Genomic DNA, 17,138 nt, shown 5'->3' with positions numbered 1-17,138 from the left:
GGCTAGTCGCTCTGCTCCGCCAATCGAGCAAGGGGCGCAAGGGCTTTGGTGAGGGTCTCACGTTCCTCGACGCTCAGCCGGGTCAGCATGGCGGCGATCTGGGCGCGACGCGTCGCTAACGCCTCGCGGTGCTGAACCAGACCGCGCGGGGTGACGTCGACCAGGACGGCCCGCAGATCGGACGGGTCGCGGGAGCGCTTGACCAGCCCGAGCTTCTCCAGCCGGCGGATGGCAACCGTGGTCGTCGGCGTGCGTACGCGCTCGTGCGCCGCGAGCTCGGTCATGCGGATCGGGCCCAGATCGAGCAGGGTCAGCAGGATCGACAGCTGCGCCAGGGTGAGGTCGGCACCACCCTCGGGCATGTTTCGATTGGAGTCGCCCCGGCGCAGGACGGAGAAGAGCTTGGAGAGCACCTGCTGCAGCTCTCCGGCCAGCTCAGTGACCTGCGGTTCGGTCTCTACCATAATTCGCTAGTCTAACCTGTCGCGCCCATCAGAAGCTCGACATGCGTCGATTGGTCCCCGTAGAAGGGGCTACAGCACCTGTGACAGGAATTGACGCAGTCGATCGGTCGCGGCGTCGGAGAAGATCTGCTCGGGCGTGCCGGTCTCGACCACCTTGCCGTGATCCATGAAGAGCACCGCGTCGGCAGCGGACCGGGCGAACCCCATCTCGTGGGTGACGACGACCATCGTCATGCCGTCCTCGCCGAGCTCGGCGATCAGCGCGAGGACGCCCTTGACCAACTCGGGATCCAACGCCGACGTCGCCTCGTCGAAGAACATCACCTGGGGCGCCATGGCCAGGGCGCGGGCGATGGCGACGCGTTGCTGCTGTCCACCCGAGAGGGTGGCGGGTCGCACTTCGGCCTTGTGCCGCAACCCGACTCGCTCCAGCTGGGCCAGCCCGAGCTCGCGGGCGGCGTCGGCGTCGAGCCGCTTGAGACGTCGGGGCGCGAGGGTCACGTTGTCGAGCACGGTGCGGTGGGGGAACAGGTTGAACTGCTGGAACACCATGCCGATGCGCTGGCGCAGCTCGTCGGGATTGTCCTTGAGCACCGAGCGGCCGTCGAGCAAGATGTCGCCGCGGTCGGGTTCGTGCAGCCGGTTCAACGCGCGCAGGAGAGTCGACTTGCCCGAGCCCGAGGGCCCGATCACCGCGGTCGTGGTGCCGGCCGGCACGTCGACGTCGACGCCGCGCAGGACGGCGTTGGCGCCGAAGGACAGGTGAATGTCCTTGGCTTCCAGCGATACTGGTTCAAACTTCACGGTGGCGCTCACACCATCTCCTGGGTCGAGGCGGGGTTGCCGGGACTGGCCGGGTCTTCGGAGTCGGCGACGAGCTTGCCGCGTCGCAACCGGGCGTCGATGTAGTTGACCAGGTGGGTCAACGGAATCGTCAACGCGAGGTAGAAGATGCCGGCCGCGACCAGGGGGGACAGGTTGCCCGTTTGGGCGTTGAGATCGCGGCCCACCTGGAACAGCTCGCGCTGGCTGGCGATCAGGCCGAGGAAGTACACCAGCGACGAGGCCTTCAGCAGCGAGATGAACTGGTTTACCAGGGCGGGCAGCACCCGTCGAACGCCCTGGGGCACGATGACCAGCCGCATCGACGACGAGTAGCTGAAGCCAAGCGCCCGTGAGGCTTCCAGCTGTCCGGCCTCCACGCTCTGGATGCCCGAGCGGAGGATCTCGCCGACGTAGGCCGCGGCCATCAACCCGAGGGCGGCGATGCCCAGCGGGTAGGGGTTGTTGCCGGTCAGCTCGCCCACGATGGGGCCGACGCCCAAGCCGATGATCAGGATGATCACCACTTCGGGCAGGCCGCGGAACACGTCGGTGTAGATCCGCGCGGGCCATCTCAACCACCGTGTCTTGGAGATGCCGGCGACGGCGAGCCCCATGCCGAGAACCAGGCCGATGATGCTGGCGCTGACCGTCAGGATCAGCGTGTTGGGCAGGCCCGTCTTGAACAGGTCGGGGATCGCCCGTTTGTACAGTTCCCAGTCGAGGAAGGAGTCCTTCAGCTGCTGCACAACCGATTTCGGTGCGACGCCGGAGTTGTCGGCGGCCGGCGTCTGCTTGGCGGCGATGGCGTTGAAGTCGGGGAGCTGAGGCGTGGGCGCCGCCTTGGAGCCGGGTTTCCACCCCGGGGGCAGGGCGCGGGGCACCCAGTCGGCGTACAACTTCGACCACGTGCCGTCGGCGATCACCGCGTCCAGCCCGGCGTTGAGGGCGTCGATCAGCGGCTTGTTCTCCTTGGCCACCGCGTAGGCGACGAAGTTGTCGAGGCTGAACGTGTTCTCGACGATCTGGGCGGGGTCTCCCGCCTGCACCGTGCCCACCGCCTGTTGGGACGGCGCGACCCACGCGTCGATCTGGCGGGTCTTGAGGCTGGCGTACACGGTGTTGTAGTCGGGGAACTTCACCGGATCCAGCCCGAGGGTGTCGACGACGTAGGCCTCCTGCACGGTGCCCTGGACCACGCCGATGCGTTGTCCGGCAGCCAATTGCGAGAAGCCCTTGATCGGCGATCCCGGCGGCACCACCAACGAGAAGTAGCCGAAGTCGTAGCCGTTGGTGAAGCCGACGGTCTGACGCCGCGCATCGGTGGTGGTGATCGACGACGAGCCGACGTCGAAGCGTCGCGCCGCCACTTGGGCCAGCAGCCCGGAGAAGTCGGTGCCGACGAAGTTGACCTTCAGCCCCAGCTTGTCGGCGACGGCGCGCAGCAGTTCGTTGTCGAATCCGGTGAACTGGCCCTTCGAGTCGATGCAGATGCTCGGGGGTGCGTCCGACAGCGTGCCGACGGTCAACGTGCCGGGGGTTCCGAGACCGAGGGCGTTCACGTTCACCGGGAGTGGCTCGACGCTGGGGGTCGAGTACTTGTCGGTCTCGGGGCCCTTCGCCGCCGACGCGAGGTTGGTCGGCAGTGCGCTGGCGCTCTCGACTCCCGGTGGTGCGCACTGGTCTGAGTCTGCGGCAGCCGGCGGGGCCAGGCCGATCATCATCATCACGATGGCGAGCAGCGCGGCAACCCGGAGTCGGCGGTGGCCCGAGTGGTGGTTCACCTCTAGCAAGGTACTTGGGAAGCGGCCCGCGGCACGCCTTGTACTCGTGACGAGTTCCATTCGGCGGACACCAGCGCAGAAATTGACGCGTGCGCAACCCAATCCCGTTAAAGTGCGGGTGCCCGGCGGAGGGTTCGGTGGTGACTTGGGGGATCAACACGTGGAGATCGGCTTTCGTACCGGGATGGTCGTCGCTGCGCTCGTGGCCGTGGTGAGCGGTTGTGGGGAGCAGCACCCGGCGGCGACGTCGCCGGCGAGTGGCAAGACGGCGGGGGTCGCCGCGCCGACGCCCACCCAGACCGACGTCAACCGCAACGGCGTACCCGACGCCGACCCGTCCGACGAGGACTGGCCGGGCAAGATGACCGTGGTCTACGAGGACGCCACCACGCCGGACGCCGTCCGCGGCCGCAGGTTCATGGAGGACACCAAGCTGCTGCCGCAGCTGGCCGAGGACATCACCGGCTCCTTGAAGCTGCCCTACGACATTCCATTGAAGGGCTCGCAGTGCGACGAGCCGAACGACTTCTGGAGCCCGGCCGACAAGGAGATGACCCTCTGTTACGAGGACGTCGCCAACAGCCTGGACCTGTTCACCAAGCTCGGTGACGAGGACCCCGAGGCCAGCGCGTTCCACGAGGCGTTGGCGTCGTTCTATCACGAGACCGGTCACATGGTGATCGACCTCTACGAGCTGCCCGCCACCGGACGCGAAGAGGATGCGGCCGACCAGGCGTCGGCGTATCTGCTGCTGCAGCGCGACGACGACGGCCGCTTCGACCCCGAAAGCGTGCAGGCCATCATGGATTCGGGCCGCTGGTTCGGCGCGATGAGTTCGGGCGCCGGCGGTGAGATCGACGACGACCAGCTGGCCGACGTGCACTCACCGGACCGGGCCCGAATGTTCAACATGGTCTGCTGGGCGTACGGCGCCGATCCGGACGACACCGGTGACGTCGTGGCCGCGGGCCTGCTGCCCGCGGCGCGTGCCGACCTCTGCGAGGACGAATATCGCAAACTCGACCGGGCGTGGAGCACCCTGCTGACGCCCTACGTCAAGTAGTCCGGGTCAGCGGTTGTCGCGCCAACGGCACAGCGCCTCGGCGGCAGTGAGGTCGTAGTCAGGGCCGTTGACGCCGATGGTCAACAGGCTCACACCCAACCCGACGAGTGCCTCGGCGTCGGCCAGCAGCGCGTCTTCGCCCTTACCGGTCTCCACGCCGGCCGACCGTTCGATGGTCGACGGGTCGCGGCCGACGTCGGCGCAGTGCCGGTCGAGCACGGCGGCCTTGTCGGGATAGGTCTCGGTGGTGGTGAAGCCGTGCCACAGGTGTGCGTACTGCGCCACCAGGCGCAGCGTCTTCTTCTCGCCTTGACCGCCGATGAGGATCGGAATGTCACGCACCGGTGCGGGATTGAGCTTGCCGAGCCGTGAGGTGATGCGCGGCATGGCCTCGGCGAGGTCGTCGAGTCGACTGCCCACGGTGCCGAAGTCGTAGCCGTATTCGTCGTAGTCCTTCTGCTTCCAGCCTGAGCCGATGCCGAGGATCAGCCGGCCGTCGCTGATGTGGTCGACGGTGCGCGCCATGTCGGCCAGCAGCTCGGGATTGCGGTAGGAGTTGCAGGTCACCAGCGCGCCGATCTCGATGCGCGAGGTCTGCTCGGCCCACGCGCCGAGCATCGTCCAACATTCGTAGTGGGCACCGTCGGGGTCACCGTAGAGCGGGTAGAAGTGATCCCAGTTGAAGGCGACGTCGACGCCCATGTCCTCGCAGCGTCGGACCGCGTCGCGGAGATGGCCGTAGTTTGGGGAATGCTGGGGCTGGAGTTGGACACCGATGCGGGTGGGGAAGCTCATGAACACTGCTTACCCCTTCTTGCGCGAGTTCTCCCAGGGGGATCTACACGCCGATGTTCCCGGCGTCCCGCCAGACGACGACCACCGACGGGCGGGCGGTGCCGTTGCCGCCCTCGGGCCAGCGGGACAGGGGATCGTCGACGCTGTTGTCGTCGCTCTCGCCGGGGTGCTGCACGCAGACGGTCACCAGCTCGTCGGTGACGACGGGCCCGCACGTCTCGGCGCCGAGGGGAACGGTCAGGAACTGTTTGGTCTCACCGCGATTCGGTCCGTCGAGGGCGACGGCGAACAGGCCGTCGTTGGAGTCGAGCGCGTTGCCGTCGGTGGAGATCCACAGGTTGCCGTGGCTGTCGAAGGCCAGGTTGTCCGGGCACGAGATGGGGCTGACGCGGCTCTTGTCGAAACCGCCGAAGTAGGTGTCGGCGGCGGCCGGGTCGCCGCACACCAGCAGCAGCTCCCAAGTGAAGGTGGTGCCGGCGTGGTCGTCGGTGATCTCGAGGATCTGCCCGCTCTTGTTGTCGTTGCGGGGATTGGCGGCGTCGGGCGCGGCCTCGCCGGGCGTACCGCGTTCGTCGTTGTTGGTCAGGGCGACGTACACCTTGCCGGTCTTGGGGTTGGCCTCGAAGTCCTCGGGCCGGTCCATCTTGGTGGCCCCCGCCTTGTCGGCGGCCATGCGGGTGAACACCGCCGCCTCTTGCGCGCTGACCCCGCCGACCAGCGACTCGGCCTGGCCGTTCGCACCGGAGCGCAGCAGCGGCAGCCATGTGCCGGTGCCGCTGAAGGAACCCTTCGCGGGCAGGGCGCCGGAGCCGTCGATCTGATCGGCCGGGATGTCGCTGGAGAGCTTCGCGACGTACAGCGTGCCCTCGTCGAGGATGGTCATGTTGTGCGCCATGGCCTCCGGCGAGGTGCCCGGCTGGATCTTCTTGCTGGAGACGAACTTGTACATGTAGTCGAAGCGTTCGTCGTCTCCGGTGTAGGAGACGACGGTGCCGTCGGCGGTGACGTAGACGGTGGCGCCCTCGTGCTTGAGGCGCCCCATCGCGGTGTGCTTGACCGGCTGGGACGCCACGTCCCACGGGTTGACCTCGACGACGTAGCCGAAGCGGTTGACCTCGTTGGGCGTCGCGATGACGTCGAAGCGTGGATCGAAGGTCTCCCACTTGCGTTCGGTCGCTTCGGGTTTGACGCCGTAGCGTTTGAACTGGTCGGAACGCACCGGGCTGACCGACGCTCCCTCAGGAGCGCCGAAGTAGCCGTGGAAGTTCTCCTCGCCCGAGAGCACCGTGCCCCAGGGGGTCACGCCGCCCGCACAGTTGGCGAAGGTGCCCAGGACGGTGCGTCCGGTGGGGTCGGCAGCGGTCGCTCGGCGTCGTACCCGGGGTGCATGAACTGCTCGGTGGTGTACTCGTGGTTGGTCACCAGCAGGAATCGATCGGCGCTGCCGGGGATCGGGAGTAGGCCTGCGAAGTCGTTGTTGAACCCGAACTGCCCGCGTTGCGCGGCGGCGGTCTGCTTGGTCACGTCGAACGCCGGGGCTCCGGGCACGACGGGGTCGCCCCAGCTGATGACCACGGCTTGCCGGTAGCCGTCGGGGATGACGACGGCGTCCTCGCTGTTGGGCGCCACCGAGGCGAAGTTCATTCCCGCCGAGGGCGTTACGGGTTCGGGCTCGGGACTCGACGTCGGAGGTGCGTCGGTGCTGCACGCGGCCAGCGCCGTGCCGGCACCGACGGCCAGCACGGTGACGCCGGTGGTGCGCAGCAGAGTTCGCCGCGAGACCCGCTGGACGACGTCGCCGAAGTACTCGTTGGTGCTGTCGTTGGGCACGGGTCGTGAGCACGCGTCGCCGCACTTGTACCGGCAGGTCACGTGCTGGCGCGCCGAGCGGCCGTCGTGTTGGACGAAGAAGTTCAACGGGACCAGCGACATGCGAAGGGAGGCCTTCCGACGATTCCACCGGCCGGGCTGTGGCCAGTTCGTCGGAAACTTACGGGTTGCTGTTGATCAGCTGTGAAGCATTGGGTGAACGGAGTCTTACGCGATCACCCCGCGAGTGGCCACTTGTCACACGCCACCGAGCCGGAAGCGTGTCGTAACTGGCCACTCGCGAGGTGGCTTCAGCGTTCGAGGACCCCGCGGAGGATCTGCACCAGCGCCGCCGGCTGGTCGCCTTGCACGGAATGTCCGGAGTCCGCGACGACGTGCGTGCGCAGAAAGCCCGGGGCGGCGGTGGCGAACGCCTCGGCGTCCTCGTCGTCGACGAAGTGCGAGTTGGCGCCCCGCACCAGGGTGGTCGGCATCGTGATCGACGGGACGTCGTCCCAGAGACCCTCGAAGCCCTCGCCCTTGCGGAACGAGTCGTAGCGCCACGTCCAGGTGCCGTCGTCGAGCCGCTTGGCGTTGTGGAAGACGCCGCGCCGCAACGACTTTCGGTCCCGGTTGGGTGCCAACGCCACGGTTGCATCGAGCATCGCGGTAAAGGTGGGGAAGGTGCGGTCACCACGCACCAGCGCGACGGTGCCCATCTGCGCCTTGGTCATCTGCTCGTGCCGTTCGGGCGCGGACGGGGTGACGTCGACGAGCACCAGCTCTGGAACCAGCGCGGGCTGGGTCGCGGCCAGGCGTAGCGCGGTCAGCCCGCCGAGGGACATGCCGACGATCAGGCGTGGCGCGGGCGCCCATTCGCGCAGCACCGGCGCCAGGGTCTCGGCGTTGAGCTTGGGTCCGTAGTCACCGTCCTCGCGCCACGCGGAGCGGCCGTGGCCGGGCAGGTCGACCGCCAGGGCAGGCACGCCGAGGCCGAGGATGACGGTGTCCCAGGTGTGCGCGTTCTGCCCGCCGCCGTGCAGGAAGACGACCTCGGGATCGGCCGTACCCCACCTCAGCGCGCTGACGGGGCCGGACTCCACCCGCTCGACGGGGGGCAGGGGACCGGTGGCACCGATCTGCTCGGCGTTCTCCGGCAGCAGCGCGAATTCGTCGAGGCCCAGCAGGTCGTCGTCGGTGATGTCCGCCATCGCTCGACACTAAACCGGGCGATAAACGCGTGCGACTGCGGTGCCGTTGTGCCACCGTCTGATTCATGCCGTCACCGACTGGAGTGCTCATCCGTACCGCCGAGGACGCCGACTGGCCGGCCATGGCACTGCTGGCGGCCAGCTCGTTCGGGTCGTTCCGGCCGCGCGAGGCCACCGACATGTGGCGGACGCTGATTCCGTCCGACGGTGCCGTGGTCGCCTGCGACGGCGATGACGTGGTCGGGATGGCCTTCTACCTCGATCTTCGGCTGACCGTGCCGGGGGGTGCCGTGCTGCCGATGGCCGGGGTCTCCTGGGTGTGCGTGGCGCCGACGCACCGCAGGCGGGGCGTGCTGCGGGAGATGTTCGGCGAGCTGCACGGCCGGATGTCGTCATATCCAGTGGCCGGGCTCGAGGCGTCGGAGGGCGGTATCTACGGCCGGTTCGGCTACGGCCCGGCCAGTGTCGTCGAGACGCTGAGCGTCGACCGTCGGGGTGCCGGCTTCCTCGCCGAGGTCCCGGATCCGGGCGGGGTGCGAATCGTCAGGCCGGCCGAGCAGCGGGACCGCATCGAGGAGATCTACGAACGCTGGCGGCTGCGGACGCCCGGCGGATTGGTCACGCCACCACGGATGTGGGACGAGGTGTTCGTCGACCATGAGGTGTCGCGACGCGGTGGCAGCCCCTTGATGGTGCTGTTGCACGCCGACGGCTTCGCCCTCTATCGCGTCCACGGCGACAGTGAGCGAAAGTCGGTCGCGATCCTCAAGCTGGCCGCCGTCACCGCCGACGCCTACGTCGCGTTGTGGCGGACGCTGCTCGGCATGGATCTGATGGACACCGTGACGATCGGGGCGCCGCCCGGTGAGCTGTTGCCGTACCTGCTGACCGACGCGCGCGGGGTGCGGGTCACCGGTCGCGAGGACGGGCTGTGGCTGCGGATCCTCGACGTGCCGACGGTGCTGGCGGCCAGGACCTACGCGACCGACGCCAGCCTGGTGCTCGACGTCACGGACGGGGCCCTCGGTGGCGGCGGCCGGTTCGCCGTGGAGATTCGCGACGGTCGGGCGCGCTGCGTGCCGAGCGACGCCGAACCCGACGCGTGGCTGAGCCTGTCGGTGCTCGGCAGCCTCTATCTAGGTGAGCACCGCGCCTCGACGTTCGCTGCCGCGAACCGGTTGCGCGGCAAGGACTCTCGCGTCATTTCCACGCTGGACGCCGCGTTCGCGTCCGACGTGCCCGCCCAGCTCGGCTTCGGCTTCTAACCAACCCCACCAACGCGATTTGTGTGCGTTCAGGAGCGCTCACCGCTCCCCGACGCACACAAATCGCGCGAAAGGACCTAGCCCTCGATGAACGCTTCCAGCTGCGCGCGGGCGATGTCGTCGGCCAGCTGCTTGGGCGGGCTCTTCATCAGGTATGCCGACGCGGCCTCGACCGGTCCGCCGATGCCACGGTCCAGGGCGATCTTCGCCGCGCGGACCGCGTCGATGATGACGCCCGCGGAGTTGGGCGAGTCCCACACCTCGAGCTTGTACTCCAGGTTCAGCGGCACGTCGCCGAAGGCGCGGCCCTCGAGGCGGACGTAGGCCCACTTGCGGTCGTCGAGCCAGCCGACGTGGTCGGACGGGCCAATGTGGACGTCCTTGGCGTTGAACTCGCGCTGCAGGTTCGACGTCACGGCCTGGGTCTTGGAGATCTTCTTCGACTCCAGACGCGACCGCTCGAGCATGTTGAGGAAGTCCATGTTGCCGCCGACGTTGAGCTGCATGGTGCGGTCGAGCTGCACGCCGCGGTCCTCGAACAGCTTGGCCATCACGCGGTGGGTGATCGTGGCGCCGACCTGGCTCTTGATGTCGTCGCCGACGATGGGAACGCCTGCGGCGCGGAACTTCTCGGCCCACACGGGGTCACTGGCGATGAAGACGGGCAGCGCGTTGACGAACGCCACGCCGGCGTCGATGGCGCACTGGGCGTAGAACTTGTCGGCCTCTTCGGATCCGACCGGCAGGTAGGAAACCATCACGTCGACGCGGGCGTCCTTGAGGGCCTTGACGACGTCGACCGCTTCGGTGTCGGACACCTCGATGGTCTCGGAGTAGTACTTGCCGATGCCGTCGAGCGTCGGGCCGCGCTGCACCGTCACGTTGGTGGGCGGCACGTCGGCGATCTTGATGGTGTTGTTCTCGGAGGCGAAGATGGCCTCGGAGAGGTCGAAGCCGACCTTCTTGGCGTCGACGTCGAACGCGGCGACGAACTGCACGTCGCGGACGTGGTACTTGCCGAGCTTGACGTGCATCAGACCGGGGACGGTCGAGTTCTCGTCGGCGTCGAGGTAGTACTGCACGCCCTGCACCAGCGACGAGGCGCAGTTGCCGACGCCGACGATGGCGACCCGGATTTCATTCGACTCGGACATGGCGATCTCCTTCTAATACCGACGACTGCGGTGCGGGTGTGGTTAGGGCTGTTGTTCGGGAGTGGTCTCGGGGCGTCCCGGGGCGGCGACGCGTTCGGCCGCGATCAGGTCGTTGAGCCACTTGACTTCGCGCTCGCTGGACTCGAGCCCGAGTTGGTGAAGCTGGCGGGTGTAGCGGTCGAGTGAATTACTGGCGCGCGCGATGGCTTCACGCAGGCCTTCGCGGCGTTCCTCCACCTGGCGGCGGCGGCCCTCCAGGATGCGCATCCTGGCCTCGGCCGGCGTGCGGTTGAAGAAGGCCAGGTGAACGCCGAATCCGTCGTCGGTGTAGTTCTGCGGTCCGGTGTCGGCGACGAGCTCGGTGAAGCGCGCCTTGCCGGCGTCGGTGAGGACGTAGACCCGGCGGGCCCGACGTACCTTGACGGCGCCCACGGGTGCCGACTCCTCGTCGATGAGCCCGTCGGTCTGCATGCGGCGCAGGGCCGGGTACAGCGACCCGTAGGAGAACGCCCGGAAGGCGCCGAGTAGGCCGGTCAGCCGCTTGCGCAGCTCGTAGCCGTGCATCGGCGACTCGATGAGCAGTCCCAGGATGGCGAGCTCCAACACCGAATCACCTCCCTTGCCTGGCCGCTACGACGCGGCGACACGTCGTAGAACTATATCGCGCCGATATACGACGGCACGTGAACCGAACATACACAACACTTTGGAAAGTTCGCCAGTTCAGCGTGCCGGTTGGCGCACGGCCTTGATGTTTCCGGCGCCGTCGACCTCGAAATACCCGCTGTTGCCGAAGTTGGGCGACACGAAGATCTCGATGGAGAGTGCTTCTGGCGCGGCGTCGGAGTCATCGTCGTGCGAGATCGACACGTGCGTGTCCTTGACCTCGTTGGGGTTGATGCCCAGGGTCTCGGGTGCGCCCCGGATCAGCCCGACGATCGTCGGTACGTCGATGGCCCCGAGGTCGACGACGCGGGCGTCCGAGGTCACGTTGGTCTCGGAGGGGTCGGCCCAGCCACCGCGGTAGGAGTAGCGCAACACCCGTCTCGGCTCGGCGGGATCCTGACGCTCCAACGACGCGTAGTCGTCGAAGATCGTCAGGTCGAAACCCTTCGTGTCGCCGAACTTCTGCCGCATCTGCTCGAACAACCCGTTGAGACCGCCGAGCGACATCAACTGCCGTGGCGGAGTCAACACCTTGGCCGGGATGCCGTCGGACTTGGCGCCGGGGTCGGAGGTGAAGCTCAGCGGTGAGGGGGTGTTGCCGTAGAGCCCCCAGCCGATTGCGATGCCGAGGACCACCAGGACGCCCGCCACGGCGACGCGGATGCCCCAGCCGGCCCCACCGCGGCTGGCCACCGGCGACGGCTGCTTCAGGTCGGGCATCTGCACCGGTGCGTTGTCGTTCTGCAGGTCGTCGACGAGTTGCTGCAGGTCGCCGAGGGTCGTCGCGGTGGTGGCGGCCGCGACTCGGGTGCGGTGTTCCTCCATGGACAACTGGCCGTCGCTGAGCGCGCTGTCGAGTACCTGGCAGGTGTTGTTGCGGTCGCTGTCCTTGGCTCGTGTCCCTGCCGTCTGCCGCGTCGCCATGGACGGATCGTAGAAGTTCACGCGCCATCGCCGCAGACCAGATCACGAAACGGGGGTCAAGGGGGCGGAGCCGAGGCTGCGCCAAAGGGGGGCCGACGTACTCTGGTCACCGTGCGATTGCAGCGACAGGTGGTGGACTACGCGCTCAAGCGGCGGTCCCTGCTGGCCGAGGTGTACTCGGGCCGCACCGGCGTCTCCGAGGTGTGTGACGCCAATCCGTATCTGCTGCGCGCCGCGAAGTTCCACGGCAAGTCCAGTCAGGTGATGTGTCCGATTTGTCGCAAGGAACAGCTCACGCTGGTGTCGTGGGTGTTCGGCGATCATCTCGGGGCCGTGTCCGGATCCGCCCGCTCCACCGAGGAGCTGGTGATGCTGGCAGCCAAGTTCGACGAATTCGCGGTGCACGTGGTGGAGGTATGTAGAACTTGCAGCTGGAATCATTTGGTCAAGTCGTACGTGTTGGGCGCGCCCCGTCCTCCGAAGGCGCGCGGCACCCGGACGGCGCGCTCGGGCGCGCGCACGGCCAGTGAATAGCGAAGGGCGACAAGACCGCTCGGCCGACGACGCCCCCAAGGGAGCCTCGGCCGACGGTGGCGTCGCACCACCCCGGCACTCCGCACCGTCTCCGTCGGACGGTCCGACGCGGGCGTTCCCCCACCACCGCGGTCCGCAGCGGCCCGACGACCGCCAGCCCGGTCCGCAGCGGCCCGACGACCGCCAGACGATGATCATCCCGCCGGTGCGTGACGCCCGGCCGGCGCAGTATCGCGACCCCATCGACGTGGTGAAGGCCGCGTTGGACGGCACTCCGCCGCCCAAGCAGCCACCGCCAGGTCCGCCCGGCGGTGGTGGACCGCCCGGGGGCAAGGGTCCCGGTGGACGCCAGTTCAACGTCAACTGGAAGTGGGTTCGCCGCGGGTCGCTGGTCGCGTTGGCGGTGTGCATCCTGCTGCCGATCGTCACCTTCGCGATGGCGTACATGATCGTCGACATCCCCAAGCCAGGCGACATCCGGACCAATCAGGTGTCGACGATCCTGGCCAGCGACGGCAGCGAACTCGCCAAGATCGTGCCGCCGGAGGGCAACCGGGTCGACGTCGACATCAACCAGATTCCCGTGCAGGTGCGCAACGCGGTGATGGCGGCCGAGGACCGGGACTTCTACAGCAACCCCGGCTTCTCCTTCACGGGGTTCCTCCGGGCGTTCAAGAACAACATCTTCGGCGGCGACCTGCAGGGCGGGTCGACGATCACCCAGCAGTACGTCAAGAACGCCCTCGTCGGCGACGCCCGCTCCGGGATCGGTGGCGTGGTGCGCAAGGCCAAGGAGCTCGTCATCTCGACCAAGATGTCGGGCGAGTGGTCCAAGGACCAGGTGCTCGAGAGCTACCTCAACATGATCTACTTCGGCCGCGGCGCGTACGGCATCGGCGCGGCGTCGCAGGCGTACTTCGGCAAGCCCGTCGAGCAGCTGAACGTGGCCGAGGGCGCCCTGCTCGCGGCGCTGATCCAGCAGCCGTCGGGACTCGACCCGGCCGTCGACCCGGAGGGCTCCGCCGAGCGGTGGAACTGGGTGCTCGACGGCATGGTCACCGTCGGCGCGCTGTCCCCCCAGGAGCGCGCCACCCAGGTGTTCCCGCCGACGGTCTCGCCGGAGCAGGCGGGCGCCCAGAATCAGACCACCGGTCCGAACGGCTTGATCGAACGTCAGGTCACCAAGGAACTGATGGATCTGTTCAACATCGACGAGCAGACGTTGAACACCGAGGGCCTGCAGGTCACCACCACGATCGACCCCAAGGCGCAGAAGTCGGCCGAGGACGCGGTCGCCGAGTACATGGACGGTCAGGACCCGGACATGCGTACGGCCGTCGTGTCGGTCGACCCGCGCACCGGCGGGGTGAAGGCGTACTACGGCGGTTCGGACGCCAACGGTTTCGACTTCGCCCAGGCCGGGTTGCCGACGGGCTCGTCGTTCAAGGTCTTCGCGCTCGTCGCCGCACTGCAGCAGGGCATCGGGCTCGGCTACCAGGTGGACAGCTCGCCGGTCGAGGTCAACGGCATCAAGATCAGCAACGTCGAGGGCGAGGGTTGCGGCACTTGCAACATCGCCCAGGCCCTGAAGATGTCCCTCAACACCAGCTACTACCGTCTGATGCTCAAGCTCAAGAACGGCCCGCAGGACGTCGCCGACGCGGCGCACGCGGCGGGCGTCGCCGAGAGCTTCCCCGGTGTCGAACACACGCTGTCCGAGGACGGCAAGGGCGGACCGCCGAACAACGGCGTCGTGCTTGGCCAGTACCAGTCCCGCGTGATCGACATGGCGTCCGCGTACGCCACCCTCGCGAACTCGGGGGTCTACCACCGGCCGCACTTCATCCAGAAGGTCGTCCGATCCGACGGTCAGGTGTTGTTCGACGCCGCCGCGCAGGACGACCCCGGCGAGCAGAAGATCGACAAGGCGGTCGCCGACAACGTCACCTCGGCGATGCAGCCGATCGCGGGCTACTCCAGGGGCCACAACCTGGCCGGTGGCCGGCCCTCGGCAGCCAAGACCGGTACCAATCAGCTGGGTGACACCGACGCCAACCGCGACGCCTGGATGGTCGGCTACACGCCGTCCCTGTCGACGGCGGTCTGGGTGGGCACCACCGAGGGCACCAAGCCACTGGAGAACAAGTCCGGCGGCTCGGTCTACGGTTCGGGCCTGCCGTCGGACATCTGGAAGGCCACGATGGACGGCGCCCTGGAGGGCACCGACAACGAGTCGTTCCCGAAGCCGACCGAGATCGGTGGGTACGCCGGCGTGCCCGCCGCGCCGCCGCCTCCGCCGCCAGCTCCGCCACCACCGTCGGAGACGGTCATTCAGCCGACGATCGAGCTGGGACCCGGCATCACGATCCCGTTCGGTCCGCCGACGACGATCCCGTTGCCGCCACCAGGGGCACCGCCGCCTCCCGGTGATCCCGCGGCCGCCACCCCCACGGTCACCGCGCCGCCGCCTCCGCCGTGACGGGCCGCGACCCCGACCGGTCGGTCACCTCGCCAGCTCCGCTCGCGGACGACTTGCGCAGCGACGAAGACCGCGACCTGCCCAGCCGCACCGACACCGTCGGTGCGGCGCTGGCGGGCGCCATCGGCGGCCCGGTTGGCAAGCACGCGCTGATCGGCCGGGCCCGCTTCATGACCCCGCTGCGGGTCATGCTGATCATCGCGCTGCTGTTCCTGGCGTTCGGCTACTCGACGAAGGCGGCTTGCCTGCAGTCGACGCGCACCGGCACCGCCGATCAGCGGGTGGCCATCTGGGAGAACCAACGGGCGTACTACGAGCTCTGCTATTCCGACACCGTGCCGCTGTACACCGCAGAGTTGTTGAGCCAAGGCAAGTTTCCGTACAAGTCGTCGTGGACGGAGAAGGATTCCACCGGCGCGCAGCAGACGCAGTACGACGGCACGCCCGCGGTGCGGTACATGGAGTATCCCGTCCTGACCGGGGTGTACCAGTACGTGTCGATGGCGTTGGCGAAGACCTACACGGCGCTGACGAAGCTGGTGTNGATCCCGGTGGTCGCCGAGGTGGTGATGTTCTTCAACATCTCGGCATTCGGTCTGGCGCTGGCGTGGCTGGCGACGGTCTGGGCGACGACGAAGTTGGCGGGGCGCCGGATCTGGGACGCGGCGCTGGTCGCGGCGTCACCGCTGGTGATCTTCCAGATCTTCACCAACTTCGACGCCTTGGCGACGGCGTGCGCGGCGGGCGCGATGTTGGCGTGGTCGCGCCGCCGACCAGCCGTCGCCGGCGCCCTGATCGGGATCGGCGTGGCGCTGAAGCTCTATCCGCTGCTGTTGATCGTGCCGTTGGTGATCCTCGGGCTGCGCACGGGGCGCATGCGTGAGGTGGGCAAGACCGCGGGCGTCGCCGTGGTGACGTGGCTGCTGGTCAACCTGCCGATCATGGTGATGTTCCCCCGCGGGTGGTCGGAGTTCTTCCGGCTCAACACCCGTCGCGGTGACGACATGGATTCGATCTACAACGTCGTGAAGTCCTTCACGGGGTGGCGCGGCTTCGACCCGAACCTGGGGTTCTGGGAGCCGCCGTCGGTGACCAACGCGGTGACGGCGGTGCTGTTCGCCGCGTGCCTGTGCGGCATCGGCTACGTAGGGCTGACGGCTCAGCGTCGTCCCCGGTTGGCGCAGCTGGCCTTCTTGGTCGTGGCGGCCTTCCTGCTGACCAACAAGGTGTGGAGTCCGCAATACTCGCTGTGGCTGGTGCCGCTGGCGGTGCTCGCTCTGCCGCAGCGCCGAATCCTGTTGGCGTGGATGACGATTGACGCACTTGTGTGGGTCCCGCGGATGCTGTATCTGTTCGGCGAGGCGAAGATGGGCCTGCCGCAGGAGTGGTTCACCACCACCGTGCTGTTGCGCGATGTCGCCGTGACCGCGTTGTGCGCCTTGGTGATTCGTCAGATATACCGTCCGGAGCTCGACGTGGTCCGGCGCCACGGCGTCGACGACCCGTCGGGCGGTCTGTTCGAACACGCGGCGGACGCCCCGCCCACCTGGTTGCCCTCGCGGCTGCGGCCGAGGCCGCCCGCCCCGACGGTTGAACCCGAGAAGGAGTTGACGCTGGCATGAGCGATCTCGAATTCAGCGATTCGGTGGTGGTGAACGCCGACGCCGACACCCTGTACGCGATGGTGTCCGACGTCACCCGGATCGGCGAGTGGAGCCCGCAGTGCCGCGCCTGCTGGTGGGACGAGGGCGGCGGTCCGACCGTCGGCTCGTACTTCACCGGGCGCAACGACGATGGCAAGCGCACCTGGGAGACCCGCAGCCGCGTGGTGGCCGCCGACCCCGGCCGCGAGTTCGCGTGGGTGGTCAACGACGGTTGGGTGCGGTGGGGATTCACCCTGGAGCCGGCCGACGGCGGAACGCGCCTCACCGAATCGTGGGCCTTCCAGCCCGCGGGCATCGAAGGCTTCCGTGGACGCTTCGGCGAGAAGGCCGACGAGCAGGTGGACATTCGCACCAAGGCCGCCAAGGCGGGCATCCCCGTGACCCTCGCGGCGATCAAGCGCACTGCCGAGGGCGGCTGAGCGAAGCACGATTTCGCAGCTCAGGCCATCCTGCTGTAACCTCGACGAGTTGCCGACGCAGGCGACCCTCCTGTCACGGACAAGC

14 protein-coding genes and 1 pseudogene are annotated in these 17,138 nt (G+C 68.0%); 6 read left to right on the top strand and 9 right to left on the bottom strand.

The window, feature by feature from the left end; genetic code table 11:
* Window positions 1-2 precede the first annotated feature (2 nt).
* The 3 genes from H7J06_RS13725 to H7J06_RS13715 all read right to left on the bottom strand — a co-directional run bounded on the left by H7J06_RS13725 (window position 3) and on the right by H7J06_RS13715 (window position 3,013).
* Entirely contained in the window at window positions 3-464 is a 462-nt protein-coding gene (locus H7J06_RS13725) for a MarR family winged helix-turn-helix transcriptional regulator (protein ID WP_264039439.1), read from the bottom strand.
* A gap of 69 nt (window positions 465-533) precedes the next feature.
* Entirely contained in the window at window positions 534-1,268 is a 735-nt protein-coding gene (locus H7J06_RS13720; protein WP_308205784.1) for an amino acid ABC transporter ATP-binding protein, read from the bottom strand.
* Between the two features lie 8 nt (window positions 1,269-1,276).
* Window positions 1,277-3,013: an ABC transporter substrate-binding protein/permease gene (locus H7J06_RS13715; RefSeq protein WP_264039751.1), complete on the bottom strand. Its 1,737-nt coding sequence runs from the start codon at window positions 3,011-3,013 to the stop codon at window positions 1,277-1,279.
* Between the two features lie 217 nt (window positions 3,014-3,230).
* Here H7J06_RS13715 and H7J06_RS13710 point away from each other — a divergent pair, with 217 nt between their 5' ends.
* The gene (locus tag H7J06_RS13710) at window positions 3,231-4,133 is read left to right on the top strand and encodes a DUF4344 domain-containing metallopeptidase (RefSeq protein ID WP_264039438.1); all 903 of its coding nucleotides are present in this window, start codon (window positions 3,231-3,233) and stop codon (window positions 4,131-4,133) included.
* Between the two features lie 6 nt (window positions 4,134-4,139).
* On the opposite strand, the gene H7J06_RS13705 is transcribed toward H7J06_RS13710, so the two are convergent.
* The 3 genes and pseudogenes from H7J06_RS13705 to H7J06_RS13690 all read right to left on the bottom strand — a co-directional run bounded on the left by H7J06_RS13705 (window position 4,140) and on the right by H7J06_RS13690 (window position 7,948).
* Window positions 4,140-4,928, bottom strand: coding sequence for an LLM class F420-dependent oxidoreductase (locus tag H7J06_RS13705; protein ID WP_264039437.1), 789 nt, complete (start codon window positions 4,926-4,928; stop codon window positions 4,140-4,142).
* A gap of 43 nt (window positions 4,929-4,971) precedes the next feature.
* Window positions 4,972-6,860 (bottom strand): annotated as a pseudogene (locus H7J06_RS13700) (PhoX family protein).
* A gap of 188 nt (window positions 6,861-7,048) precedes the next feature.
* Complete coding sequence (locus tag H7J06_RS13690) at window positions 7,049-7,948, bottom strand: Rv0045c family esterase (protein ID WP_264039436.1); 900 nt, start codon at window positions 7,946-7,948, stop codon at window positions 7,049-7,051.
* 65 nt (window positions 7,949-8,013) lie between these two features.
* Here H7J06_RS13690 and H7J06_RS13685 point away from each other — a divergent pair, with 65 nt between their 5' ends.
* Window positions 8,014-9,213: an enhanced intracellular survival protein Eis gene (locus H7J06_RS13685; RefSeq protein WP_264039435.1), complete on the top strand. Its 1,200-nt coding sequence runs from the start codon at window positions 8,014-8,016 to the stop codon at window positions 9,211-9,213.
* A gap of 77 nt (window positions 9,214-9,290) precedes the next feature.
* Here the strand turns inward: H7J06_RS13685 and H7J06_RS13680 are convergent, their stop codons facing one another.
* The 3 genes from H7J06_RS13680 to H7J06_RS13670 all read right to left on the bottom strand — a co-directional run bounded on the left by H7J06_RS13680 (window position 9,291) and on the right by H7J06_RS13670 (window position 11,957).
* Window positions 9,291-10,367, bottom strand: coding sequence for an inositol-3-phosphate synthase (locus H7J06_RS13680; protein WP_264039434.1), 1,077 nt, complete (start codon window positions 10,365-10,367; stop codon window positions 9,291-9,293).
* A 42-nt stretch (window positions 10,368-10,409) separates the two neighbouring features.
* Window positions 10,410-10,973: a PadR family transcriptional regulator gene (locus H7J06_RS13675; RefSeq protein ID WP_264039433.1), complete on the bottom strand. Its 564-nt coding sequence runs from the start codon at window positions 10,971-10,973 to the stop codon at window positions 10,410-10,412.
* Window positions 10,974-11,090: 117 nt separating this feature from the next.
* On the bottom strand, window positions 11,091-11,957 hold the full coding sequence (locus H7J06_RS13670) for a DUF1707 SHOCT-like domain-containing protein (protein ID WP_264039432.1): 867 nt from the start codon (window positions 11,955-11,957) through the stop codon (window positions 11,091-11,093).
* Between the two features lie 111 nt (window positions 11,958-12,068).
* Between H7J06_RS13670 and H7J06_RS13665 the strand changes: the two genes are divergently transcribed.
* The 4 genes from H7J06_RS13665 (at window position 12,069) to H7J06_RS13650 (ending at window position 17,053) form a co-directional block, all read left to right on the top strand.
* Complete coding sequence (locus H7J06_RS13665) at window positions 12,069-12,491, top strand: DUF5318 family protein (RefSeq protein WP_079922399.1); 423 nt, start codon at window positions 12,069-12,071, stop codon at window positions 12,489-12,491.
* A 190-nt stretch (window positions 12,492-12,681) separates the two neighbouring features.
* Window positions 12,682-14,970 carry a transglycosylase domain-containing protein gene (locus H7J06_RS13660; RefSeq protein WP_264039749.1) on the top strand — a complete coding sequence of 763 codons (2,289 nt, stop codon included), beginning with the start codon at window positions 12,682-12,684 and terminating at the stop codon, window positions 14,968-14,970.
* On the top strand, window positions 14,967-16,592 hold the full coding sequence (locus H7J06_RS13655; RefSeq protein ID WP_264039430.1) for a glycosyltransferase family 87 protein: 1,626 nt from the start codon (window positions 14,967-14,969) through the stop codon (window positions 16,590-16,592). Before H7J06_RS13660 ends, H7J06_RS13655 begins: the two co-directional genes overlap by 4 nt.
* Window positions 16,589-17,053, top strand: coding sequence for an SRPBCC family protein (locus tag H7J06_RS13650; RefSeq protein ID WP_264039429.1), 465 nt, complete (start codon window positions 16,589-16,591; stop codon window positions 17,051-17,053). Before H7J06_RS13655 ends, H7J06_RS13650 begins: the two co-directional genes overlap by 4 nt.
* The last annotated feature ends 85 nt before the right edge of the window (window positions 17,054-17,138 follow it).

Source organism: Mycolicibacterium hodleri, assembly GCF_025822245.1.
GTDB classification, from domain to species: Bacteria; Actinomycetota; Actinomycetes; order Mycobacteriales; family Mycobacteriaceae; genus Mycobacterium; species Mycobacterium hodleri.
This window is presented reverse-complemented; position numbering and strand designations above follow the sequence as displayed.